The organism is Cupriavidus pauculus, assembly GCF_008693385.1.
GTDB lineage: Bacteria > Pseudomonadota > Gammaproteobacteria > Burkholderiales > Burkholderiaceae > Cupriavidus > Cupriavidus pauculus_D.
The window spans coordinates 3,328,499-3,351,773 of the sequence record NZ_CP044065.1 but is presented as its reverse complement, the minus strand read 5'-3'; the positions used below and the strand labels follow the sequence as shown (position 1 = coordinate 3,351,773).

At 66.0% G+C, this 23,275-nt stretch carries 17 protein-coding genes; 1 reads left to right on the top strand and 16 read right to left on the bottom strand.

The window, feature by feature from the left end; translation table 11 throughout:
• Nucleotides 1–2: 2 nt before the first annotated feature.
• Nucleotides 3–2,024, bottom strand: coding sequence for a hypothetical protein (locus tag FOB72_RS15305; protein WP_191002158.1), 2,022 nt, complete (start codon nucleotides 2,022–2,024; stop codon nucleotides 3–5).
• A gap of 152 nt (nucleotides 2,025–2,176) precedes the next feature.
• Between FOB72_RS15305 and FOB72_RS15300 the strand changes: the two genes are divergently transcribed.
• Complete coding sequence (locus FOB72_RS15300; RefSeq protein WP_150373395.1) at nucleotides 2,177–2,968, top strand: hypothetical protein; 792 nt, start codon at nucleotides 2,177–2,179, stop codon at nucleotides 2,966–2,968.
• A gap of 176 nt (nucleotides 2,969–3,144) precedes the next feature.
• Here the strand turns inward: FOB72_RS15300 and FOB72_RS15295 are convergent, their stop codons facing one another.
• From FOB72_RS15295 to FOB72_RS15225, 15 genes are all read right to left on the bottom strand, one after another.
• Nucleotides 3,145–4,296, bottom strand: a complete 1,152-nt coding sequence (locus tag FOB72_RS15295) for a branched-chain amino acid ABC transporter substrate-binding protein (protein ID WP_150373394.1) — start codon at nucleotides 4,294–4,296, stop codon at nucleotides 3,145–3,147.
• Nucleotides 4,297–4,439: 143 nt separating this feature from the next.
• On the bottom strand, nucleotides 4,440–8,414 hold the full coding sequence (gene putA / locus FOB72_RS15290; RefSeq protein WP_150373393.1) for a trifunctional transcriptional regulator/proline dehydrogenase/L-glutamate gamma-semialdehyde dehydrogenase: 3,975 nt from the start codon (nucleotides 8,412–8,414) through the stop codon (nucleotides 4,440–4,442).
• Nucleotides 8,415–8,564: 150 nt separating this feature from the next.
• A complete protein-coding gene (locus tag FOB72_RS15285) occupies nucleotides 8,565–10,916 on the bottom strand; it encodes a primosomal protein N' (protein ID WP_411859802.1) in 2,352 nt (783 codons plus the stop codon).
• A gap of 547 nt (nucleotides 10,917–11,463) precedes the next feature.
• Entirely contained in the window at nucleotides 11,464–12,552 is a 1,089-nt protein-coding gene (gene hemE / locus FOB72_RS15280; RefSeq protein WP_150373391.1) for a uroporphyrinogen decarboxylase, read from the bottom strand.
• A gap of 81 nt (nucleotides 12,553–12,633) precedes the next feature.
• The gene (locus tag FOB72_RS15275; protein WP_150373390.1) at nucleotides 12,634–13,590 is read right to left on the bottom strand and encodes an alpha/beta hydrolase; all 957 of its coding nucleotides are present in this window, start codon (nucleotides 13,588–13,590) and stop codon (nucleotides 12,634–12,636) included.
• A gap of 896 nt (nucleotides 13,591–14,486) precedes the next feature.
• Nucleotides 14,487–14,903: a F0F1 ATP synthase subunit epsilon gene (locus tag FOB72_RS15270; protein WP_109585342.1), complete on the bottom strand. Its 417-nt coding sequence runs from the start codon at nucleotides 14,901–14,903 to the stop codon at nucleotides 14,487–14,489.
• A gap of 60 nt (nucleotides 14,904–14,963) precedes the next feature.
• A complete protein-coding gene (gene atpD / locus FOB72_RS15265) occupies nucleotides 14,964–16,367 on the bottom strand; it encodes a F0F1 ATP synthase subunit beta (RefSeq protein WP_150373389.1) in 1,404 nt (467 codons plus the stop codon).
• A 33-nt stretch (nucleotides 16,368–16,400) separates the two neighbouring features.
• A complete protein-coding gene (atpG, locus tag FOB72_RS15260; RefSeq protein ID WP_150373388.1) occupies nucleotides 16,401–17,276 on the bottom strand; it encodes a F0F1 ATP synthase subunit gamma in 876 nt (291 codons plus the stop codon).
• A 71-nt stretch (nucleotides 17,277–17,347) separates the two neighbouring features.
• Nucleotides 17,348–18,889, bottom strand: a complete 1,542-nt coding sequence (atpA, locus tag FOB72_RS15255) for a F0F1 ATP synthase subunit alpha (RefSeq protein ID WP_150373387.1) — start codon at nucleotides 18,887–18,889, stop codon at nucleotides 17,348–17,350.
• A 39-nt stretch (nucleotides 18,890–18,928) separates the two neighbouring features.
• A complete protein-coding gene (locus tag FOB72_RS15250) occupies nucleotides 18,929–19,471 on the bottom strand; it encodes a F0F1 ATP synthase subunit delta (RefSeq protein WP_150373386.1) in 543 nt (180 codons plus the stop codon).
• 2 nt (nucleotides 19,472–19,473) lie between these two features.
• Nucleotides 19,474–19,944 carry a F0F1 ATP synthase subunit B gene (locus tag FOB72_RS15245; protein ID WP_150373385.1) on the bottom strand — a complete coding sequence of 157 codons (471 nt, stop codon included), beginning with the start codon at nucleotides 19,942–19,944 and terminating at the stop codon, nucleotides 19,474–19,476.
• Nucleotides 19,945–20,049: 105 nt separating this feature from the next.
• Nucleotides 20,050–20,316, bottom strand: a complete 267-nt coding sequence (gene atpE / locus FOB72_RS15240; protein ID WP_008650162.1) for a F0F1 ATP synthase subunit C — start codon at nucleotides 20,314–20,316, stop codon at nucleotides 20,050–20,052.
• Nucleotides 20,317–20,385: 69 nt separating this feature from the next.
• Complete coding sequence (atpB, locus tag FOB72_RS15235) at nucleotides 20,386–21,252, bottom strand: F0F1 ATP synthase subunit A (protein ID WP_150373384.1); 867 nt, start codon at nucleotides 21,250–21,252, stop codon at nucleotides 20,386–20,388.
• A 282-nt stretch (nucleotides 21,253–21,534) separates the two neighbouring features.
• The gene (locus FOB72_RS15230) at nucleotides 21,535–22,044 is read right to left on the bottom strand and encodes an ATP synthase subunit I (RefSeq protein ID WP_411859801.1); all 510 of its coding nucleotides are present in this window, start codon (nucleotides 22,042–22,044) and stop codon (nucleotides 21,535–21,537) included.
• Between the two features lie 308 nt (nucleotides 22,045–22,352).
• Nucleotides 22,353–23,258, bottom strand: a complete 906-nt coding sequence (locus tag FOB72_RS15225) for a ParB/RepB/Spo0J family partition protein (RefSeq protein ID WP_150373382.1) — start codon at nucleotides 23,256–23,258, stop codon at nucleotides 22,353–22,355.
• Nucleotides 23,259–23,275: the final 17 nt, after the last annotated feature.

Genomic DNA, 23,275 nt, shown 5'->3' with positions numbered 1-23,275 from the left:
GGCTAGACGCCCCAGATCTTCCATGCGGGGCGCGTCTCTTTGAGCGCCGCTTCCACCTTGGCGTACAGCCCGCGCGTGCGGCCCTTCTCGGCCCCCTGCGCGCGGGCGCGCTCGAACCAGCCCAGCGCGACCTCCCGCTGCGCGAGTCCGAGTGCGGCCTGCGTGGCAAGCAGGCACGTCTCGGCATCCCAGTCGTCCCGCACGGCAATCGCGGCCGTGAAATCGGCCAGCGCCTCCTCGTGGCGCCCTTCGCCGACGAGGATCCGCGCGCGCTGGACGCGTGGGGGCGCCTGATCGTACGGATCGCCCTCGGTCAGCGCGACGGCGGCTTCGAACAACGGCAGCGCGCGGCCGATATCGCCGAGGTCGCGCCAGACGCCGCCGAAGCGGTTGTGCAGCCACGGATCCTCCACCACGAGCGCGCGGCGCTGGAGCGCCTCGATCTCGTCGAGCGCGTGGGCACGGTCATGCGCATCCATCGCGGGTACGCCCGCGCCCAGCAGCGCCGCATAATGCGCGCGCGTATGCGCCATCGCATGGCCGGCCTCGCTGCGGGCCTCCACGGGCAGCGCGTCGAGCCGCGCGTCCATGCGCGCGAGCGCTTCGGTGGCGGTGGCCAGCGCTTCGCTGCCGCCGATGCGCGCCCAGGCGCCCATCATGCGGCTGAACGCCCAGCCGACGCGCGACGGATCGCGCTCGACCGGATGGCGTTCGAGCACTTCGGCGGCCAGGTCGAGCACCTGCTGCCACTGGCCCGCGCCCGCGTACGCGTCGAGCATGTCGATCCAGTGCTCGATGAAATCGCTGGCGGCCATGCCCTTGCGATGCAGCGCGAGCCGTTCCTCCAGATGCGCGGCATCGGCCGGCAGGCTGCGGGCCAGCAGACCGCACAGCTGGGAATAGATATGGGGGTCGGCGTTGCCGCCGTGGCCTCTCTCGTCGCCGTCACCCGACGCGAAGTACTGCTCGAACCGCTCCAGCCCCGTGCGGCAGGCCTGGACCACCACGGGCTGCAGCGCGGCACGCGCGGCCGGCACGTCGTCGATGAAGTCCTGCAACGCGGCGGCCGCCCGGTAATAGCCCGCGCCATCGTCGCTCGCGGTCGTCAGCGCAAAGCCCTGCCACGCGGGCGGCGCGCCCGGCTCGGTCGCCGCATGGCGCCATGCCAGTTCGCGTACCTGTGCCTGCGGATCGGGTTGCTGGCGCAGATACACGGCCAGGTCGTCGAGCGCGCCGGCGCGATCGTCGCCCAGCCGCAGCGGGGCGCGCAGCCGGCGCGCCTCGGGGTGGTCGGGCGCGTCCGCGAGAATGCGCGCGGCCTGTTCGGCGGCCAGCGCGTCGCCGGCTTCGGGCTCGAGGTCCAGCAGGTCGGGCGAGTCGAGCGCGATGCGGCCGAGGCAGGCCCGGATCAGCGGCTCGGCGGCCGGGCCACCTGCGGCATCGGCAGCTTCCGCGGCGTCGATGTGGGCCTTCACCAGCGGCAGGATGTCCGCCGCGCCGAGATCCGGCGCGCGGTACAGCAGATCGTGCCAGTAGCGCCCGGCGCGCGCGAAGTCCTCGAGTTCGTAGGCGGCCAGGCCCGCGTAGAAGTGCGCGGCCCACTCGCCCGTGGCCAGGCCGTTGCGCTGCGCGGCTTCGTGCAGCCAGTTCAGCGCCTCGCGCTGCCGGCCCGCGCGCAGCAGCAGCGTGCCGTACTGGTGCGCCAGCAATCCCTGCGAGGCCAGGCGATGCATGGGGGCCAGCGCGGCGTCCGCATCGGCGGGGGCCGCCAGCCGTGCCATGGCCTCGTCCAGCGCGGCGAGCGCGGCCGGCAGATCGCCGGCGTCGGCCAGCAATTGCGCGCGCAGCGTGGCGTGGTCGACCACATCCGGCTCGTTCAGCCAGAGCTGCTCGGCGATGCGGAGCGCCTCGTCCTGGCGTCCCGCCCCGGCCAGCGCGACCGCGCGCTCGTAGCTCACATCCTGCACCGACGGCTCCTTCGGAGAAAATTCAGCAAGTGCGGAATTATGCGCCAGCCGCGCCATGTCCTAGTGAGAGAACAAGAGGGAAAAGGCGCCTGTTTCGGCTTGCCTGCCGAACGGTTTCCCGCCCTGCCGCGCCGCATTTGGACAGATGGCGATTTCGGCACCCGCCGGTGCCGGGATATAAAGGACGCTCCATTTCAATGGAGACAGTCATGCTTCGATGGGTTGCCAAGGGATTGCTGCTCCTGATATTAGGCGGCACGACGGTCGCCGTGGTCGTACGGGTGCACCGGTCCGCCGGCGATGCCGGGACCGTACCCGACGCTGCGCCCGCACCGGCGGACGCGTCAGGCCTGCCGCCGATTCAGGCCCCCGCCGCGCCAGGAGCCGTCGCGGGCGCGGCTGTGGGCAACCGGCGTGGCGACTCGGGTGGTGACGCGGGTGGTGACGCGGGTGGCAACCCGGATGGCAACCCGGGAAGCGACGCCGGCGGCCTCGCGGATCTGCAGGCCGTCGGACACGCGCTCATGACGGCCACTCACCCGGCCGAACGCGGCGCCCTGCTCGCCCGGCTCGATCCGATCCGCCTGCGCGCGGTCCGCCAGTACCTGACGCGGAATCCGCCCGTCTTCGATGGACCGCGCCACCACGTCGCCGTGTTCGACGCCGAGCGCTATGGCAACTGGCTGACCGCGCGCGCCGATGTGGATGCCCATTTGCGCAATGGCGCGATGATCGAGGTGCTCGCCGACTACCTCCAGCAATCCAGCCGCGATGCGACGCTGGACACGCGCGCGATAGCGACGCTCGCGACGCTGCCCGATGCGGTGGAGGTGGCGGAGGTACTGATCGCGCGCGGACAACGCGCCGCGGTGGAGGCGCGGCTGCACGCGCTGGAACATGGCGCGGCCGGCGACGAAGGGACGCTCGATACCGTGGAGCAGGCACGGCTGGCGCTGATGATCGCGGCGGACGATCTGGAGACGACCACCAACGTCGATTGAGTGCGCGGCGCGGAGGGAGGGACACCGACGACAGGACACCAACGACAAGACACCAACGACAAGACACCAACGACAAGACACCAACGACAAGACACCAACGACGCCGGGCCGATATCGAATCGGCCCGGCGGGACAAACTAGCGAAACAAAAGCTGGCGAAACAAAGCCAGGGTGGCTTACTTGCCGCCGACCGTCTCCAGCACGGTCCACTTGCCGTCAGCCACCTTGTAGACGGTGATACCGCCGTCCTTCAGGTCGCCACGCGCGTCATAGGCCAGCGTCTTCGTGGTCACGCCCGGCATGCTGGTCGCGGCCAGCACCGGCAGGTAGCGCGCCGGATCGGCCGAACCCGCCTTGATCATCGCCGTCATCATCGCGGTGGCGCCGTCATAGGCGTACGGCGAATACGTCTGCACCTTGCTGCCGAAGCGCTTCTCGTACTTCTTCTCGTACGCAGCGCCGCCGGGCATCTGTTCCAGCGGCAGGCCGGCCAGCGACACCACGGTGCCATCCGACGACGAACCCGCGAGCTTCAGGAAGTTGTCGGTCTTGGACATTTCGCCCGACACCAGCGGTGCCTTCAGACCCAGTTCCTTGATCTGCTTGGCCATCGGCGCCGATTGCGTTTCCGCGCCGCCGTAGAAGATCACGTCCGGGTTGCTGCGCTTGATGTTGGTCAGCACGGCCTTGAAGTCCACGGCCTTGTCGTTGGTGAACTCGCGGCGCACGATCTTGCCGCCGGCGGCCTTGGCGGCCTTCTCGAACTCGTCGGCCAGACCCTGGCCGTAGGCGGTGCGGTCATCGACGATCGCGATGTTCTTCGCGCCGAGCTTCTTCACCACGTACGCGCCGATCACCGAACCCTGCTGGGTGTCGGACGTCATCATGCGGAACGTGGTCTTGAAACCCTGCTTCGTGTACTCGGGCGCGGTCGCCATCGCAATCTGCGGAATGCCCGCGCGGTTGTAAACCATCGACGCCGGGATGCTGGTACCCGAGTTGAAATGGCCCAGCATGCCCTGGATGCCCGCATCCACGAGCTTCTGCGCGACGACGGAACCGGTCTTCGGATCGGCCTGATCGTCTTCGGAGACCAGCACGAACTTCACTTCCTTGCCGCCGATCTTCGGCTTGGTGGCGTTCATGTCCTCGATCGCGAGGACCACGCCGTTCTGCATGTCCTTGCCGTATTGCGCCTGGCCACCGGTCATCGGTGCGGCGAAACCCAGCTTGATTTCCTGCGCCTGCGCAAACGCGGCCGAGGCCATGGTCAGCCCGGCAACGGTCATCGCGATCGTCATGGCCGTCTTGTGGAAGGTCGTGCTCATCAGTTCTCCTTGGTCCCATCTATGCCGATGTAGTCGGCGTTTATTGCGGTCCGGCGTGGCAGTACCGGACCCATCACTGGTTGTGCGACGGCCGCGGGATCGCCGCGCCGTCACCCCCTAAGATATGCCGACGGCCGAGGCGCTCAGCCGATCGTCATCAAGCTTGCATTGCCCCCCGCCGCGGCCGTGTTGACCGACAGCGAGCGCTCGATCAGCAAACGCTCGAGCGCGATATTCGGTTCACCGTGCGCCAACCCCTGCACACCGACGATCGGGCCCGGACGCGCGGCCACCTGTTCGCAAACCGTGCGCAGCTGGTCCGAATCGCCGTGATGCAGCACAGCATCGAATGCGGCATCGGCGGACGACCAGTCGCCACGATCGGCAACGAGGCGGACGCGCGATTGTACTGCCTTGGGCAGGCGTGCCAACAGACCCTTCGAGAGCGGGATATCGGCCCATGTTGCCTCCGCGCCAACGGCCAGTACCGCGGCCAGTTGCAGCGCCAGGTCGGACTCCTGCTGCGCGAGGCACAGCACGCGCTCGCGCGGCAGCAGCGAGTACGTGTTGCGTTCGCCGGTCGGGCCCGGCAGCGTGGCCGACAGGCCGGACGGCGAGGCGGCAGCAAACTGCTCGCAGGCGGCGGCCAGTGCCGAATCGCCCTCGCCCTGCGCCCACGTCTTCAGCGCTTCCAGCGCGTTCGCGCCCGGCCGCAGTGCTTCGGGCGCGCCGGTCACGTCCGAGGCGCGCACGGTGCGGACCACCGCGTCCTGCGGGCACACCGACAGCAGGCGATGCAGATACAGCGGACCGCCGGCCTTGGGACCCGTGCCCGACAGGCCTTCGCCGCCGAACGGCTGCACGCCCACGACCGCGCCCACGATGTTGCGATTCACATACAGGTTGCCGACATGCGCGCGGCCCACGATATGCGCGATCGTTTCGTCGATCCGCGTATGGATGCCGAGCGTCAGGCCGTAGCCGGTGCCGTTGATCTGGCCGATCAGCGTGTCCAGCGACGCGCGCGGGAAACGCACCACGTGCAGCACGGGGCCGAACACTTCGCGCTGCAGCTCCTCGATGCTGTCGAGCTCGATCAGCGTCGGCGGCACGAACGTGCCGTGGCGGCAGGCAGCGGATTCGGCGGCGGCGGCATCGGCCTGGTGCACGCGGCGGCCCTTGGCGCGCATCGCCTCGATATGGCGCACGATATTGCCGCGCGCTTCCTCGTCGATCACGGGGCCGACATCGACCGACAGCCGGTCCGGATTGCCGAGCGCGAGTTCGCGCATCGCGCCCTTGAGCATCTCCACGACGCGGTCCGCCACATCTTCCTGGAGGCACAGCACGCGCAGCGCCGAGCACCGCTGGCCCGCGGAGTCGAACGCCGACGTGACCACGTCGCCGACGACCTGTTCCGCCAGCGCCGACGAGTCCACGATCATCGCGTTCTGGCCGCCGGTCTCGGCGATCAGCGGCACCGGGCGGCCCGCCGCGTCGAGGCGGCCCGCCACGTTGCGCTGAAGCAGGCGCGCGACTTCGGTCGAGCCCGTGAACATCACGCCCTTCACGCGCGCGTCGCCCACGAGCGCGGCGCCCACGGTTTCACCGCGGCCCGGCAGCAGTTGCACGGCACCGGCCGGCACGCCCGCTTCGCGCAGCAGGCGCACGGCCTGCGCGGCGATCAGCGGTGTCTGTTCGGCCGGCTTGGCCAGCACGGTATTGCCCGCCGCGAGTGCCGCGGCGACCTGGCCCGTGAAGATCGCCAGCGGGAAGTTCCACGGGCTGATGCAGACCACGGGACCGAGCGGGCGATGCGTATCGTTGGAGAAGCTTTCGCGCACCTGCACCGCGTAATAGCGCAGGAAGTCCACGGCCTCGCGCACTTCGGCGATCGCGTTCGAGAACGTCTTGCCGGCCTCGCGCATGATCACGCCCATCAGCGACTGCATCTGGGCTTCCATCAGGTCCGCGGCACGCTCCAGCGCGGCGGCGCGCACTTCGGGGGGCGTGGCCTGCCAGATCGGCGCGGCATTCACGGCGGCGGCCAGCGCGGCTTCCACCTCGGCCGGCGTGGCCTCGCTCACATGGCCCACGACGTCGCGATGGTCGGCCGGGTTCAGCACCGGCACAAGTACCGCGTCGGCGCGATCCACCTCGGCCCCCAGCAGCGGCTCCGCCCGTACCTGCTCGCTGGTGCCGGCCAGCAGCGCGGACGAGAGCGACGCCAGACGGTGCTCGTTGGACAGGTCGATGCCCGCCGAATTGGCGCGCGAATCGCCGTACAGCGTGCGCGGTTGCGGAATGCGCGGATGCGGCTGGCCCAGGACGCCCTCTTCGCGGTGCATGTCCTCGACCACGGCGACCGGATCGGCCACGAGCTCGTCGAGCGCGACGGTCTCGTCGGCGATGCGGTTCACGAACGACGTGTTCGCGCCGTTCTCGAGCAGACGGCGCACGAGGTACGCAAGCAGCGTCTCGTGCGTGCCCACCGGTGCGTAGATGCGGCACGGCCGGCCGAACTTGCCGTCGGCGATGGCGCCCACCACCTGGTCGTACAGCGGCTCGCCCATGCCGTGCAGGCACTGGAACTCGTACTGGCCGGGGTAATAGTTCTGGCCCGCGATCTGGTAGATCGCCGACAGCGTATGCGCGTTGTGCGTGGCGAACTGCGGATAGATCGCATCGGGCACGGACAGCAGCTTGCGCGCGCACGCGATGTACGACACGTCGGTGTAGACCTTGCGCGTGTAGACCGGATAGCCCTCGAGCCCGTCCACCTGCGCGCGCTTGATCTCGGTGTCCCAGTACGCGCCCTTGACCAGGCGGATCATCAGGCGATGGCGGCTGCGGCGCGCGAGGTCGATCAGGTAATCGATCACGAACGGGCAACGCTTCTGGTAGCCCTGCACCACGAAGCCGATACCGTTCCAGCCCGCGAGCTCGGGCTCGAAGCAGAGGCGCTCGAGCAGATCGAGCGAGATCTCGAGGCGGTCCGCCTCTTCCGCGTCGATATTGATGCCGATATCGTACTGGCGTGCCAGCATCGTCAGCGACTTCAGGCGGCCGTACAGTTCGCCGATCACGCGCTCGTGCTGGGCACGGCTATAGCGCGGGTGCAGCGCCGACAGCTTGATCGAGATGCCCGGGCCTTCGTAGATGCCGCGGCCGCGCGATGCCTGGCCGATCGCGTGGATCGCCTGCTCGTAGGAGGCCAGGTATTTCTGCGCATCGGCCTCGGTCATCGCGGCCTCGCCGAGCATGTCGTACGAATAGCGGAAGCCCTCGGCTTCGTACTTGCGCGCGTTGGCCAGCGCTTCGGAGATCGTTTCGCCGGTCACGAACTGCTCGCCCATCAGGCGCATGGCCATGTCCACGCCCTTGCGGATCAGCGGTTCGCCGCCCTTGCCGATGATGCGCGTGAGCGCCTTCGACAGGCCGGCTTCCGTATGCGTCGCCACGAGCTTGCCGGTCAGCAGCAGGCCCCACGTCGCCGCGTTGACGAACAGCGACGGGCTCTGCCCGAGGTGCGACTGCCAGTTGGCGCCGCTGATCTTGTCGCGGATCAGCGCGTCGCGCGTGGCCTTGTCGGGAATGCGCAGCAGCGCTTCGGCCAGGCACATCAGCGCCACGCCCTCCTGCGACGACAGCGAGAACTCCTGGATCAGGCCCTGCACGAGCCCTTCGCGGCCAGTGCCCACCTTCTGCTCGCGCAGCCGGCTCGCCAGCGTCTTGGCCATCTTGATGGCGGCCTCGCCCTGCTTCTGCGGCAGGCGGGCCTGCTCCAGCAGCACGGGTACGCACTCGGTCTCCGGACGGCGGTAGGCCGACGTGATGGCGGCACGCAGCACGGACTGCGGCTGGATGCTCTGCGCGAATTCGAGGAACGGCTGCGGCATGGCGTCGCCCGCGACCTCGCCCGCGTCGGTGCCATCGGCATCAGTCACAGCGGCGGCACCGGCTTCCGCGGGCAGCTGTCCGCGTTCCACCTGCTCCAGGTACGTGAAGATGGCCTGCTTGATCAGCCAGTGCGGGGTGCGGTCGATGGATTGGGCGACGCGCTTGAGGCGTTCGCGCGATGCGTCGTCGAGCTTGACGCCGAGCGTAGTGGTGGCCATGCGAGGAGATCTCCGGAAAGCGGGAACAGGCGCGAGCCTGCGGGACTGTGCGCATATTACGCGCGGCCCGCCCTAAGGTGCAACCTAGTGCAACCACTTAATTGCAACCGCTGAATGCGGGTTGCACTTTCACCACACGCGCGATGGCCTTCAGATGCGCAGCGGGTCGATCTCCAGCTGCCAGCGGACGCCGCGCCCCGCGTCGCCAAGGGTGTCCAGCGACGGCAACCAGCCTGCCACGAATCGTTGCAGCAGTGGGCGGGAGCCCGCCTCGATCAGCATCTGCGCGCGTTCCTTGTTGAAGACGCGGACCATCGACATCGGCACCGGATCGTGGAGTTGCACCTCCTCGGCGCCGGCGCAACCCTCGGCGGCCTCGCGCGCGGCGCGCAGGAAGGCGAGCGACCGTTCGAGTTCGCGATGCTCGGCCGTCAGCAGCACCTGGTACGCGAAGGGCGGCAGGCAGGACTGGCGGCGCTCGCGCAACTGGCTCGCCGCGAACCCGTCGTAGTCGTGGCGGGCCAGCGCCTGGAGGGCCGGCGCATCGGGGTATCGGGTCTGGATCAGCACCTCGCCCGCAAGTCCGGCCCGCCCCGCGCGGCCGGATACCTGCATCAGCGATGCGAACAGATGCTCGGCCGCGCGGAAGTCATGGCTGAACATCGCCGCGTCCGGATGCACGATGCCCACCAGCGTCACGCGCTGGAAGTCGTGGCCCTTGGCAACCATCTGCGTGCCGACCAGGATATCGACCTCGCCGGCGTGCACACCGTCGAACATCGCCTGCGCGCTGCCCTTGCGGCGCGTCGAGTCCGCGTCGATGCGGGCCACGCGGGCCTGCGGAAACCGTGCGGCGAGCGCCTCCTCGATGCGCTGCGTGCCACGGCCCAGCGGGGCGATATCGACGTTGCCGCAGTCCGGGCAGTGGTGCGGCACCGGCGACTCCAGGCCGCAGTGGTGACAGCGCAGCCGCCGCTCGGGACGGTGCAGCACCAGGTACGCCGAACAGCGCGGACAGCCCGACAGCCAGCCGCAGCTGTCGCAGGCCAGCACGGGGGCGTACCCGCGGCGATTGAGGAACAGCAGGCTCTGCTCGCCGCGGGCGAGCCGGGCCTCGATCGCCTCGATCAGCGGTTGCGACAGGCCCTCGTACATCGGCCGCTGCCGCTGGCGCTCCATATTGAGGTCGATCAGGCGAACCGTCGGCAGCGCGGCATCGGCCTGCGCGCGCTCGCGCAGCACGAGCTTGCGATAGGCACCCTGCTCCGCGCGCCACCATGTCTCCATCGACGGCGTGGCCGATCCGAGCACCACGGGTATCCCCAATTGCTTCGCGCGCCAGACGGCAAGATCGCGCGCGGAGTAGCGGAGCCCCTCCTGCTGTTTGTAGGACGTGTCGTGCTCCTCGTCCACGACGATCAGGCGCAGGTTCGGTGCCGACGCCATGATGGCCATGCGCGTGCCCAGCACGATCCGGGCCTCGCCCGTATGCGCGGCCAGCCATTGCAGGCTGCGCTCCTGATCCGCGAGGCCACTGTGGAGCACGGCAAGCGGCAGGGCCGGGAACCGCGCGGCGACGCGCGCCTGCAACTGCGGCGTCAGGTTGATTTCGGGGACCAGCATCAGTACCTGCGCGGTGGAGTCGGCGGCGAGCACCGTCTCCATTGCGTGCAGGTAGACCTCGGTCTTCCCGCTGCCCGTGACGCCGTGCAACAGGAACGGCGCGTACCCGGTGGCGTGGCCGATGGCGGCGACAGCAGCCTCCTGCTCCGCGTGCAGCGCGGGGCGCGGCGACGGCGGCCGGCCGGGCGCGACCTCGAGCAGCGGGCCGATCGCGCGCGATTCCTCGACCCATCCGGCCGCCACCCATTCGGCTAGACGCGCGGGCGCGGCGCTGCAATGGGTACGCGCCACCGGTAACGGCATCCAGTCGCCTCCATCGCCCTCGCTGCCCGCCTCGGGACCGTTCGCGATCAGCGCCTCCGCCAGTGCCACCACCGTCTTCGCGCGCGCGGGTACGGCGGCGCGCAGCGCGTCCGCGGCGCCCGGCAGCAGGCGGTAGCGGACCGTCCGTGCCCGGTCGCCAAGACGCGCCCAGGTGTCGGGCTCGCGCAGCGAGGGGGGTAGCGAGGGCAGCATCACCTCGCCAAGACGGCGCTGATAGTAGCCGGCGGCAAAGCGCGCGAGCGCGATCCATGCCGGCGCAAGCGGGGGCAGCCAATCGACACGCGCGGCAATGGGACGAATGCGATCCTCGGGAACGTCCGAATGGTCGGCTACCGCGACAACCACGCCGACGGCGCTGCGGCGCCCGAACGGCACGACGACGAGCTCACCCGGCGCGGCAAAAGCGCCATCGGGCCCTTCGGCCAGGTAGTCGAAGCAGTCGTCGGCGGGCGTGTCGATCGCCACGCGGGCAATCCGGGCCGCGGGCAAATGTGCGCCCATTGTCTGTGGTCCCGACGCGACGCCGGCGGCGTCCGGAGCCGCTTCAGTCACCATGGCATGGGCCGCGACGGTGCATGCGGGGTGCGCGGTGGTTGTGCACGGGAGTCTGCGGGAACGGGCAAGGCGAAGTCTGTGTGCGGCGCAACATCAACTTAAAGTAAAACTTCAAATGTGACCCTAAGTCGATGATAGATGAATGGTTTTCCAGGCCTCGCCGCGCCCCTGTGGATAACTTTGTTGAAAAGTCAGGCGATCTACCCTGCAACCCCCACGAAACAAGGCTTCCATCGTCTTCGCAAGCCCGTTTGAAGAACATTCAAAGCCTTTAAAATCAAGGAGTTGCCTATATCCCCCGACAGGGCTAAGGGGTAACCCGCTCGTGCAGTGCCGCAAACCTATCGGTGTGCATAAGTCAAGCCTTGACACGCGCTGCGGGGCACCTTTTTGGCGAAAGCTGGCGAAATAGTTTACTTGACACCGCGCCGGAAGCGCCTCTCAGGCTACCACCGGCAGCCATGTGCACGCATCGCTGCGGCGCGGGGTAAACAGCCGTTCGATTCTCATGCCGTCTTTCCCCCCGCCTTTCGCCATCCTGGCGGGGTCAGCCTTGCCCGCGCAGCGTCCGGCTGTAAGCGTGCACTTCGTCTGCGAGCACCGCCACGTTCTCTGGCGGCGTGAACTGCGAGATGCCGTGGCCAAGATTGAACACATGACCGTCGCTGCCGCCGCCGGCCGCGTAGCTGTCGAGCACATTGCGCACCTGTGCCCGAATCGCCGCTTCCGGCGCAAACAGCACGGTCGGATCGATATTGCCCTGCAGCGCCACACGCCCTGCCGTGCGGCGGCGTGCCTCGGCCAGGTTCACGGTCCAGTCGAGCCCGATCGCATCGGGACCGATCGCGGCAATCTGTTCCAGCCACAGTCCGCCGCCCTTCGTGAAGACGATGGCGGGCACCTGCTGCCCGTCGTGTTCGCGGCGCAGGCCTTCGAGCACGCGGCGCATGTAGGCGAGCGAAAACGCCTGGTACATGCCGTCGGCAAGCGCGCCGCCCCAGGTATCGAAGATCATCACGGCCTGCGCGCCCGCCTCGATCTGCGCGTTCAGGTAGGCCGAAACGGCCTGTGCATTGGTCTCGAGAATGCGATGCATGAGGTCGGGCCGGCCGTACATCATGCTCTTCACCGTACGGAAGTCGTCCGAGCCGCCACCTTCGACCATATAGCAGGCCAGTGTCCACGGGCTGCCCGAGAAGCCGATCAGCGGCACGCGCTGCTGGCCGTCGCGTACCAGCGCGCGGCGGATCTCCGACACCGCGTCGAACACGTATTGCAGCGATGCCATATCGGGCACCGCCAGCTTCGCGACGTCGGCTTCATTGCGTACCGGATGGGCAAAGCGCGGCCCCTCGCCCTGCGCGAACGACAGCCCGAGGCCCATCGCGTCGGGCACGGTCAGGATGTCCGAGAACAGGATCGCGGCATCGAGCGGATACCGGTCCAGCGGTTGCAGCGTGACCTCGGTCGCGTAGGCGGGGTTCTTCGCCAGGCCGAGAAAGCTGCCCGCGCGGGCGCGAGTGGCGTTGTACTCGGGCAGATAACGGCCCGCCTGGCGCATCAGCCAGAGCGGCGTGTATTCGGTCGGTTGCCGGCGCAGCGCCCGCAGGAAGGTGTCGTTCTGCAGTACGGTCATGTTGGTCTCTCGTGAGACCGCCATTCTACGGGACACGTCGGTCCCGGACACCTTCCTTCATCGAACCGGCCCCGCTGTTGTTCAGACGTCGTCGGCAATCGAACGGAAAGCCTCGGCCGCGCGGCGCATCCATTCGCGCGCACGGGGCGCTTCCGGCTGCAGGCGCGCGAAGCCGTGGGTCATGCCGCTGGCCTCGATCGTCACCACCGGCGCGTCATGCCGCACGAGGAAATCCGCATAGGCAAGCCCGTCGTCGCGGAGCACATCGTTGGCGGCAACCAGCACGACACTCGCGGGCGGCTGGCGGGACGGCGCCGAGGCCATCAGGTACAGACGCGGATCGTCGTTCTCCGCGCCGCGCGCAAGGGCCGCATCGCCGGCGAACTGGGTCCAGAACCAGTGCATCTCGTCGCGCGTCAGCCCCACGCCATCCCCGAAGGCGCGATAGCTTTCCGTCGTCAGCACCGGAGATGCGACGGGGTAGATCAGCAGCTGCGCGTTGACCACATCGGCGCGCGCCGCCGCGTTGACGGTGGCGGCGGCCTGCGCGGCAAGATGGCCGCCCGCGCTATCGCCCGCCACCGCGAGGAATCCGGTCGCGAAGCCCAGCGCTTCGCGCTGCGTCGCGAACCATTCCACGGCCCCCGTGGCGTCCTCGCAGGGTGCGGGGAACGCGCACTCGGGCGCCAGCCGGTAATCAACGCTCGCCACCGCGTAGCCCGTGTCCGCCGCCAGCAGCGCCGCAACCGTATGGTGCGTGCGCGGCGAGCCGACGACCCAGCCGCCGCCATGGAAGTACACGATCAGACGTGGGGTATCGATGCCGGCCGGCCGGAACAGCCGCGCCGGCAGGTCGCGGCCCGGCAGCGGCACGACGAGATCGGCGACCGTCATGCCGTCGGGGTCCGGCAGTTGCGACAGCGCGGCCACTTCTTCGAATCGCGCGCGCCGTTCGGGCGCTGTAACGGGTACGGGTGCGCCCGCAAAATGGGCCGCCGTGCGCTGGTAGTAAGCGAGAAGCTGAGGATCGATCGCCATGGGAATACGAAAATCTACGGTGAATGTAAAATCACCGCGGCAGTTTAATGGACTGCGGGCGGTGAAAAATGTGTTCGGTGCGACGTTTCCAATCGTAACGTTGAATGCGGTATCGAACACAATTCCGTTTTGCCGAAAATGCTTACCCCCGGAAAGTAGGGGGCGGGCATTATTACAGGCAAAAAAACGTAATCCATTCAGGCCATTAGCGTGCAAGTGATCGCTCATTGCCCGTGGCACAAAATGCAACTGGAAGTGGCGTGGAGGTAGCGGGAAACGCTCAAAAGTGTTTGAAGCGCCGTATTTTTCGCCGCCGCTCTTTCATCTACTTGCAAAACGATACATTTTGTTACTGCCTTCCCCTAAAGTTTCCCCCACAATGCATTGACACACCCAGCGTTGGGCGGCGTTGACGCCAGCTAAAGACGACGAACAAGGGTGGGGAATGAGAAGACGGCGATCCAGTGAGGTATCGATGTGAATGTATCGATAAACGCACTGGCGCTTGAAGTCAGCTTGAAGAAAGCCTGAAGACGTACCCCAGATTTACCGGACCAGCAGCATGCGAAACAACATCGTGCGACGTGCTGGCCCGGCTCACCAGGAAGACCGACGACGCTAGGACCAAGACTAGTACCGAAACTAGTACCGAAACTAGTACGGAACTTGGAATCTGCGCCTTGTAAGTTATCCTGAACCGAACCCGTTCCTTCGAATTGACCCCTCGAAGGGATTTTCCCGTCCGCGCGGAGCCTCCCCGGCCCGCGCGCTTTTTTTTGCGGTTCAGGAGACGAAATATATCGTCGCTTCGACAAAAAAGGCAGCCACGCGGCTGCCTTTTTTGTTCCGCTCCGCGTTCCGCACCCAAAAAACAACAGGTGCGATCCGCGGGCCGATTACTTCTTCCGACGCAGGCGTGCGATGGCGGCCAGCTGGGCTGCTGCCACGGCCAGCTCGCTTTGTGCACGCGCCAGGTCGAGGTCGCTGCTCTGGTTCTGCATCAGCTCTTCCGCCGCGCGCTTGGCTTCCTGAGCCTTCGCTTCGTCCAGGTCGCCACCGCGAATCGCGGTGTCGGCCAGCACGGTCACGTGCTTCGGCTGGACCTCGAGAATGCCGCCGGCCACGAACACGAATTCTTCGCTGCCGTCTTCCTTCTCGATGCGCACCGGACCAGGCGCGATGCGCGTGATCAGCGGCGTGTGGCCGGGCAGAATGCCCAGCTCGCCGGCTTCACCGGGCAGCGCCACGAACTTCGCCTGACCGGAGAAGATCGACGCTTCCGCGCTGACGACGTCTACAAGAATGGTTGCCATGTGAACTCCTATGTCCAATCGCGTTGCCGCCCCGGAAGGATGCGGGGCGTGTGGCAATGCTTACTGGAGCTTCTTGGCCTTCTCGAAGGCTTCGTCGATCGAGCCGACCATGTAGAACGCCTGCTCGGGCAGGTGATCGCACTCGCCGTCCACCAGCATCTTGAAGCCGCGGATGGTTTCCTTCAGCGGCACGTACTTGCCCGGCGAACCCGTGAACACTTCGGCCACGTGGAACGGCTGCGACAGGAAACGCTGGATCTTACGCGCGCGGGACACCGACAGCTTGTCTTCCGGCGACAGTTCGTCCATGCCCAGAATCGCGATGATGTCGCGCAGTTCCTTGTAGCGCTGCAGCGTCTGCTGAACGCGGCGGGCCACTTCGTAGTGCTCGGTACCGACGATCTGCGGATCCAGCTGGCGCGAGGTCGAGTCGAGCGGATCGACGGCGGGGTAGATACCCAGCGCGGCGATGTCACGCGACAGCACGACGGTCGAGTCCAGGTGGAGGAAGGTCGTTGCGGGCGACGGGTCGGTCAAGTCATCCGCCGGCACGTACACGGCCTGGATCGACGTGATCGAGCCAGTCTTGGTGGACGTGATGCGTTCCTGCAGCTTGCCCATTTCTTCGGCCAGCGTCGGCTGATAGCCCACGGCCGAAGGCATACGGCCCAGCAGTGCCGACACTTCCGTACCGGCCAGCGTGTAGCGGTAGATGTTGTCGACGAAGAACAGGATGTCACGGCCTTCGTCGCGGAAGCGCTCGGCCATCGTCAGGCCGGTCAGCGCCACGCGCAGACGGTTACCCGGCGGCTCGTTCATCTGGCCGAACACCATGGCCACCTTGTCGAGCACGTTCGAGTCCTTCATTTCGTGGTAGAAGTCGTTCCCTTCACGGGTACGCTCGCCCACGCCGGCGAACACCGACAGACCGCTGTGCTGCTTGGCGATGTTGTTGATGAGCTCCATCATGTTGACGGTCTTGCCCACGCCAGCACCACCGAACAGACCCACCTTGCCGCCCTTTGCGAACGGGCAGACCAGGTCGATCACCTTGATGCCGGTTTCCAGCAGGTCAACCGACGGCGACAGTTCGTCGAACTTCGGTGCCTTCTGGTGAATCGCGCGCTTCTCGTCGGCGGCGATCGGGCCTGCCTCGTCGATCGGGCGACCCAGCACGTCCATGATGCGGCCCAGCGTACCGTGGCCAACCGGCACGGAGATGGGAGCGCCCGTGCCCTTCACGGCCATGCCGCGGCGCAGGCCGTCGGACGAACCCAGTGCGATGGTACGCACCACGCCGTCGCCGAGCTGCTGCTGCACTTCGAACGTCAGACCCTTTTCAGCGAACGACGCATCGCCGGACTCTTCCAGCGTGAGGGCGTCGTACACCTTCGGCATGGCATCGCGCGGGAACTCGATGTCCACCACGGCGCCAATACACTGCACAATATTTCCGATACTCATTTCGTATCTCCGATAGCTTGAATACTTGACGCCTTAAACCGCCGCGGCACCGCTGACGATTTCCGACAGCTCCTTCGTGATCGCTGCCTGACGGGTCTTGTTGTAGACCAGTTGCAGTTCGCCAATCACGTTCTTCGCGTTGTCGGATGCAGCCTTCATGGCCACCATGCGCGCCGATTGTTCGGACGCCATGTTCTCGGCCACGGCCTGGTACACGAGCGCCTCGACGTAGCGAACGAGCAGTTCCTCGATCACGGTCTGGGCGTCCGGCTCGTAGATGTAATCCCACGAGTAGGCACGCTTTTCGTCTTCGGTCTGGGTCAGCTTGTCTGCCGACAGCGGCAGCAGTTGCTCGAACACCGGTTCCTGCTTCATCGTGTTGATGAAGCGCGTGTACGCCAGGTACACGGCGTCGACTTCACCATTGGTGAAGGCGTCGAGCTGAACCTTGATCGCGCCGATCAGCTTTTCCAGATGCGGGGTGTCGCCAAGATGCACGACGTGCGAAATCACCTTTGCGCCGATACGGCCCAGGAACTGCATGCCCTTGGTACCGATCGCGGTGGACTGGACGTCCACGCCACGGCCCTGCAGGGTCTTCAGCTCGTTGGTCACCGTACGCAGCACGTTCGTATTCATGCCGCCGCACAGACCCTTGTCGGTCGTCACCACGATCAGGCCGGCACGCTTGATGTCGCGTGCCTGCAGGAACGGATGCTTGAACTCGGGGTTGGCCGAGGCCAGGTGCGCCGCGATGTTCCGCACTTTTTCAGCGTAGGGACGGGCGTTACGCATCCGCTCCTGCGCCTTGCGCATCTTGGACGCGGCGACCATTTCCATCGCCTTGGTGATCTTGCGCGTGTTTTGCACGCTCTTGATCTTGGTTCGAATTTCTTTCGTTCCGGCCATATCTTCCTCTCCATTCGTGCCGTGCCGCGCGCCGTTACCGGCCGCGCGGCACGATCCGTGGAATCACGCGGTTAGAACGCGGCGGACTTCCTGAAATCCTCGATCGCGGCGCGCAGAGCGGCCTCGTCGTCCTTCGAGAGATCCTTCGTATCCTCGATGCGGCCAACGAGATCGGCGAACTTGGTCTTCAGATGGTCGTGCAGGCCCTTCTCGAAAGGCAGGATGTCCTTCACGTCCACGTTGTCCAGGAAGCCGTTGTTCGCGGCGTACAGCGACGCGGCCAGCTGCCACACCTGCAGCGGCTGGTACTGCGGCTGCTTCAGCAGTTCCGTCACGCGGCGGCCACGCTCGAGCTGCTTGCGGGTCGCATCGTCGAGGTCGGAAGCAAACTGCGCGAACGCGGCCAGCTCACGGTACTGCGCCAGATCGGTACGGATACCGCCCGACAGCTTCTTGACGACCTTGGTCTGAGCGGCACCACCCACGCGCGACACCGAGATACCGGCGTTGATTGCGGGGCGGATACCGGCGTTGAACAGGTCGGTTTCCAGGAAGATCTGACCGTCGGTAATCGAGATCACGTTGGTCGGCACGAACGCGGACACGTCGCCGGCCTGCGTTTCGATCACGGGCAGCGCGGTCAGCGAGCCGGTCTTGCCGGTCACTGCGCCGTTCGTGAACTTGGCCACGTAGTCTTCGTTCACGCGAGCGGCACGCTCGAGCAGACGCGAGTGCAGGTAGAACACGTCGCCAGGGTAGGCTTCGCGGCCCGGCGGGCGGCGCAGCAGCAGCGACACCTGACGGTAGGCCCAGGCCTGCTTGGTCAGATCGTCATAAACGATCAGCGCGTCTTCGCCGCGGTCGCGGAAGTATTCGCCCATCGTGCAGCCGGCGTAGGCGGCCAGGTACTGCATGGCGGCCGAGTCCGAAGCCGAAGCGGCCACGACGATCGTGTATTCCATGGCGCCATGCTCTTCGAGCTTGCGCACCACGTTGGCGATCGTCGAAGCCTTCTGGCCGATTGCCACGTACACGCAGAAGACGCCCTTGCCCTTCTGGTTGATGATCGCGTCGACAGCCACGGCGGTCTTGCCGGTCTGACGGTCGCCGATGATCAGCTCGCGCTGGCCACGGCCGATCGGCACCATCGCGTCGATCGACTTCAGGCCGGTCTGCACCGGCTGGCTCACCGACTGACGCGCGATCACGCCCGGCGCGACCTTTTCGATCACGTCGGTTTCCTTCGCGTTGATCGGGCCCTTGCCATCGATCGGCTGACCCAGCGTGTTCACCACGCGGCCCAGCAGTTCCTTGCCAACGGGCACTTCCAGAATGCGGCCGGTGCACTTGACCGTATCGCCTTCCGAAATGTGTTCGTACTCGCCCAGCACCACGGCGCCGACCGAGTCGCGCTCGAGGTTCAGCGCGAGGCCGAACGTGTTGCCCGGGAATTCCAGCATCTCGCCCTGCATCACGCCGGACAGGCCGTGCACGCGGCAGATACCATCGGTCACGGAGATCACCGTGCCGGTGTTGCGCACTTCAGCGTCGGCGCCAAGACCCGAGATGCGGGACTTGATCAGCTCGCTGATTTCTGAGGGGTTCAGTTGCATCACAATGCTCCTAATTCTTCAATCCGTCGGCCGTAGCGATCAGGCGGTCAGCGTGGTCTGCATGGCAGCCAGGCGCGCGCGCACGGAGGTGTCGAGCACTTCGTCGCCGACCTTGACGCTTACGCCGCCGATCAGGGACGAGTCCACGTTCACGGTCGGATACAGCTTGCGGCCGAACTTGCGTTCGAGTGCGGCGACCAGGTCCTTCAGTTGCGAGTCGTCCAGCGGAAACGCGCTGGTGATCTCGACATCGGACGAACCCTCGCGGGCGTTCTTGAGCGCATGGAACTGTTCGGCGATCTCCGGCATGACCGTCAGGCGGTTGTTCTCCACCAGCAGGTTCACGAAGCGCTTGGCTTCGTCGTTGACCGGAGACTTCAGCACCGACAGAAACACCTCGGCCAGCTTCTGGCCGGGGACGTTCGGATCGTCGGCAAGCGCCTTCATGTCGGGGTTGGCGGCAACCTGCCCCATCTCCGACACCAGCTCGGACCATGCACCCACGTTGCCTGCATCCGCCTGGCTTGCGACGCGAAACAGCGCCTCTGCGTAGGGACGGGCAATGGTTGCGGATTCAGCCATGATTAGAGCTCAGCCTTCAGTTGATTGAGCAGGTCTGCGTGCACCTGCGCGTTCACTTCGCGCTTGAGGATCTGCTCGGCGCCCTTCACGGCCAGCACGGCAACCTGGTCGCGCAGCTCTTCGCGTGCGCGGGTCACTTGCTGCTCCGCCTCGGCCTTGGCCTGGGCGATGATGCGTGCGGCTTCCGCCTGGGCGTTCTGCTTGATCTCGTCGGCCGTCAGCTGGGCACGCTTTTCGGCGTCAGCGACACGTTGGGCACCCTCGGTGCGGGCTTCGGCCATAGCCTGGTCCACACGCTTGTTAGCCAGTTCGAGCTCGGCCTTGCCCTTTTCGGCAGCGGCGAGGCCATCGGCGATCTTCTTTGCGCGTTCGTCGAGCGCCTTCACCAGCGGCGGCCAAATGAATTTGGCAACAACCCACCACAGGATGAAGAACACGACCATCTGCGCAAAAAACGTTGCGTTCAGATTCATGGTGTGTTCCTTTCGGTAATCAAACTACAGATAAATGCACAAGGGCGGCCGGGCCATCAGACGTAGGCCAGATCCGCCCGTCAGCATCATGCAGACCGAAAAGACTTACTGAATGACCGACAGCAGCGGGTTGGCGAACGCGAACAGCATGGCAACACCCACGCCGATCAGGAATGCAGCGTCGATCAGGCCGGCCAGCAGGAACATCTTGGTTTGCAGCGGGTTCATCAGTTCGGGCTGACGTGCGCACGCTTCGATGTACTTGCCACCCATCAGAGCGATACCGAGGCACGCGCCGATGGCGCCGAGGCCGATGATGATGCCGATGCCGATTGCGGTCAGACCCTGGATGTTGGCGAGATATGCTTGCATGATGACTCCTTAAATTTAGAGAGACTTAGAACCAAAAAACCAAAAAACTAAAACTGAAAACCGGAAAAATCAGTGGTGATCGTGAGCCTGGCCGATGTACACCAGCGTCAGCATCATGAAGATGAACGCCTGCAGCAGCACGATCAGGATGTGGAAGATCGCCCAGACCGCGCCTGCGATCACATGGCCGACGAAGCCCAGCGCGGAAAGGTCCGCACCGAACGTCCACATGGAGCCCAGCAGCGCGATCAGCAGGAACACGAGTTCGCCGGCGTACATGTTGCCGAACAACCGCATGCCGAGCGAAACGGCCTTTGCCAGGAATTCGATGATGTTCAGGATCAGGTTGAACGGTGCCAGGTACCACTTGGCGCCGAACGGGGCCGAGAACAGTTCGTGCGCGAAGCCGCCCACGCCCTTGATCTTGAAGCTGTAGTAGATCATCAGCACGAGCACCGATGCGGACATGCCCAGCGTGCCGTTCAGATCGGCGGTGGCCACGGCGCGGTGGTGGGGCAGGTGCAGATGGAACAGGCCCAGGAAGTGGTTCAGACCCGTGACCCAGTCCACGGGGATCAGGTCGATCGCGTTCATCATGGTGATCCAGCAGAACACCATCAGCGCCAGCGGCGCGATGAACGAGCGGTCACCATGGATGATGCCCTTGGCCTGATCGTCCACCATCTCGACGACCATTTCCACGAAGGCCTGGAAGCGGCCCGGCACGCCCGGGGTCACGCGGCGTGCCGCGACGTACAGCACGATCAGCACGATGGCGCCGCACAGTACCGACCAGAAGATCGTGTCGTAGTTGAGGATGCTGAAATCGACGACGGAATGCTGCTTGCCGCCCACCGAATTCAAGTTCTTCAAGTGTTCGGCGATATAGCCTGAGGGTGTGAGCGCATGCTCGGCGGCTTGGTTAGCTTCTGACATGTCGATGCGAACGATATATTGCGAAATTTTTGGACCGCACCCGCGCTGTGCACGGTTGCCGGTATGGGTCTTGCTTCGCCTTCGGCCACATGGCCGGTTACCGCGAGGCAGGACTGCCTGTTTGTTCTTCGTACCCGATTCGTCCGGGCGTCACCTTGGCCGCGTGGCGCTTCACCGTCGTGACACGCCGCACGGAAAACACTTGATTATGCGTATGAGGACCCCACCTGAGACGGAAGCCCTTGAGATGCCTGCGCTTCAACGAACCCGTAAACGAACCCGTCAACGAACCGCAAGCGCCACCACCCAGTATGTCTTGAGCGCCAACAGGAACGTGACGAGCATCGGTACCCAGCGCAGATCGCGATACAGCACGACCACCACTACGAATAGCGCGATGGTCGCGAAGATCTTGATCGCCTCGCCGGCCACCAGGCCGCCGACCGTTGGCCGCGCACGCGCCATCCACAGGCGAAATGCGAAGAAGCCGCTCGGAATCACGCATACGGCGCCGCCGAAGAAAGCCGACCAGCCCGACGGCCCCTGCTCGCGAGCGAATATCGCCCAGGCAATCGCCGACAACAGCGTGACCACCGCCTGCGCCAGCACGACCTTGCCCGGCGTCATCCGCGACGGACGCATCGCGCGTTCGCCAAGCAGCTTCACCGCTTCGGCATGCGACAGCGGATCGACCTGTTCTTCCCTCTCGGCATCGTCGTCCCACGGATCCCTGAACTTGTCCGCGGGATCGGCGGCATTGACATTGCCCTGCTGACGGTCTCGAACCACCACCTGCGTAACCTCGTTGCGAGCCCTTGTTTCAGGCCCTCGTTCCAGGCCGTAACGATTCGTTTCCGGCCAGAATTCAAACCGCACGATTCTACGAGCAATAGGCAATGCGAGTCAATCTGCTTTCAGTTAGCTTGCAGTGAATTTCGCACAACGGTTGCTATCACGCACCGATGATGGCAGTGCTGAAATTGCGCGACGTTGACGCACGACGTCATCGAATTGCTTCGTGCGGGACGTGCCGGCCGCCCGCTCGAGACCGACAATCGCGGCCACCGGTTACCTCGATGGCCGGCTATCGCCCACGATTTTTATACCGCTGCCGGCTGGCTGCCGCCGGGCTCGCGCAATCGCGTGAGCACACCGTCGAGCGCGTCGTTGCTCGTGAAGTGAATGGTGAGCTGGCCCTTGCCGCGCGCGCCGAGCTTGATCTGCACCGCGAGGCCGAGCGCGTCCGAGAGTTCTTCCTCGAGACGCGCCACGTCGCGCATGCCCGTCCCGCTCTTCTGCTTGAGGGACTTGAGATCGAACGGCTTGAGCGTCGACGCGACGAGCTTTTCGGTCTCGCGCACCGACAGGCGCTTGTTGACGATCTGGTTCGCGAGCGTGATCTGGTTCGCGCCATCGACGGCGAGCAGCGCACGCGCATGGCCCATGTCGAGATCGCCGGCCATCAGCATCGTCTGTACCGGCGACGCCAGGTTGAGCAGGCGCAGCAGGTTGGAGACCGCGCTGCGCGAACGGCCCACGGACTCGGCGGCCTGCTCGTGCGTAAACCGGAACTCGCGGATCAGACGCATGATGCCCTGCGCTTCTTCCAGCGGATTGAGGTCCTCGCGCTGGATGTTCTCGATCAGCGCCATCGCCGCCGCGGCTTCATCCGCGACTTCCTTCACGAGCACCGGCACACGATCGAGGCCCGCGAGCTTCGACGCGCGGAAGCGGCGCTCGCCCGCAATGATCTCGTAGCGATCGGGCTCCGCCACGCGGCGCACGAGAATCGGCTGCATGAGGCCCTGCGCGCGAATGCTCGCCGCAAGCTCCTGCAGCGCGCCCTCGTCCATGCGCGTGCGCGGCTGGTACTTGCCGGGCTGCAGCTGCTCGAGCCGCAACACCGAGGGCGCGCCCTCCTGCTTCGACGTCTCGACGATTTCGGCGGGGCCGCCCAGCAACGCTTCCAGCCCGCGGCCGAGGCCCTTCTTCTTTGCGGTACTCATGTCCCAGTCCTTCGGAT

Excerpts from the sequence above, each read along its gene's own strand:
- FOB72_RS15305 (WP_191002158.1), bottom strand. The coding sequence starts at position 2,024 with ATGGCGCGGCTGGCGCATAATTCCGCACTTGCTGAATTTTCTCCGAAG.
- FOB72_RS15300 (WP_150373395.1), top strand. The coding sequence starts at position 2,177 with ATGCTTCGATGGGTTGCCAAGGGATTGCTGCTCCTGATATTAGGCGGC.
- FOB72_RS15295 (WP_150373394.1), bottom strand. The coding sequence starts at position 4,296 with ATGAGCACGACCTTCCACAAGACGGCCATGACGATCGCGATGACCGTT.
- putA (WP_150373393.1), bottom strand. The coding sequence starts at position 8,414 with ATGGCCACCACTACGCTCGGCGTCAAGCTCGACGACGCATCGCGCGAA.
- FOB72_RS15285 (WP_411859802.1), bottom strand. The coding sequence starts at position 10,916 with ATGGTGACTGAAGCGGCTCCGGACGCCGCCGGCGTCGCGTCGGGACCA.
- hemE (WP_150373391.1), bottom strand. The coding sequence starts at position 12,552 with ATGACCGTACTGCAGAACGACACCTTCCTGCGGGCGCTGCGCCGGCAA.
- FOB72_RS15275 (WP_150373390.1), bottom strand. The coding sequence starts at position 13,590 with ATGGCGATCGATCCTCAGCTTCTCGCTTACTACCAGCGCACGGCGGCC.
- FOB72_RS15270 (WP_109585342.1), bottom strand. The coding sequence starts at position 14,903 with ATGGCAACCATTCTTGTAGACGTCGTCAGCGCGGAAGCGTCGATCTTC.
- atpD (WP_150373389.1), bottom strand. The coding sequence starts at position 16,367 with ATGAGTATCGGAAATATTGTGCAGTGTATTGGCGCCGTGGTGGACATC.
- atpG (WP_150373388.1), bottom strand. The coding sequence starts at position 17,276 with ATGGCCGGAACGAAAGAAATTCGAACCAAGATCAAGAGCGTGCAAAAC.
- atpA (WP_150373387.1), bottom strand. The coding sequence starts at position 18,889 with ATGCAACTGAACCCCTCAGAAATCAGCGAGCTGATCAAGTCCCGCATC.
- FOB72_RS15250 (WP_150373386.1), bottom strand. The coding sequence starts at position 19,471 with ATGGCTGAATCCGCAACCATTGCCCGTCCCTACGCAGAGGCGCTGTTT.
- FOB72_RS15245 (WP_150373385.1), bottom strand. The coding sequence starts at position 19,944 with ATGAATCTGAACGCAACGTTTTTTGCGCAGATGGTCGTGTTCTTCATC.
- atpE (WP_008650162.1), bottom strand. The coding sequence starts at position 20,316 with ATGCAAGCATATCTCGCCAACATCCAGGGTCTGACCGCAATCGGCATC.
- atpB (WP_150373384.1), bottom strand. The coding sequence starts at position 21,252 with ATGTCAGAAGCTAACCAAGCCGCCGAGCATGCGCTCACACCCTCAGGC.
- FOB72_RS15225 (WP_150373382.1), bottom strand. The coding sequence starts at position 23,258 with ATGAGTACCGCAAAGAAGAAGGGCCTCGGCCGCGGGCTGGAAGCGTTG.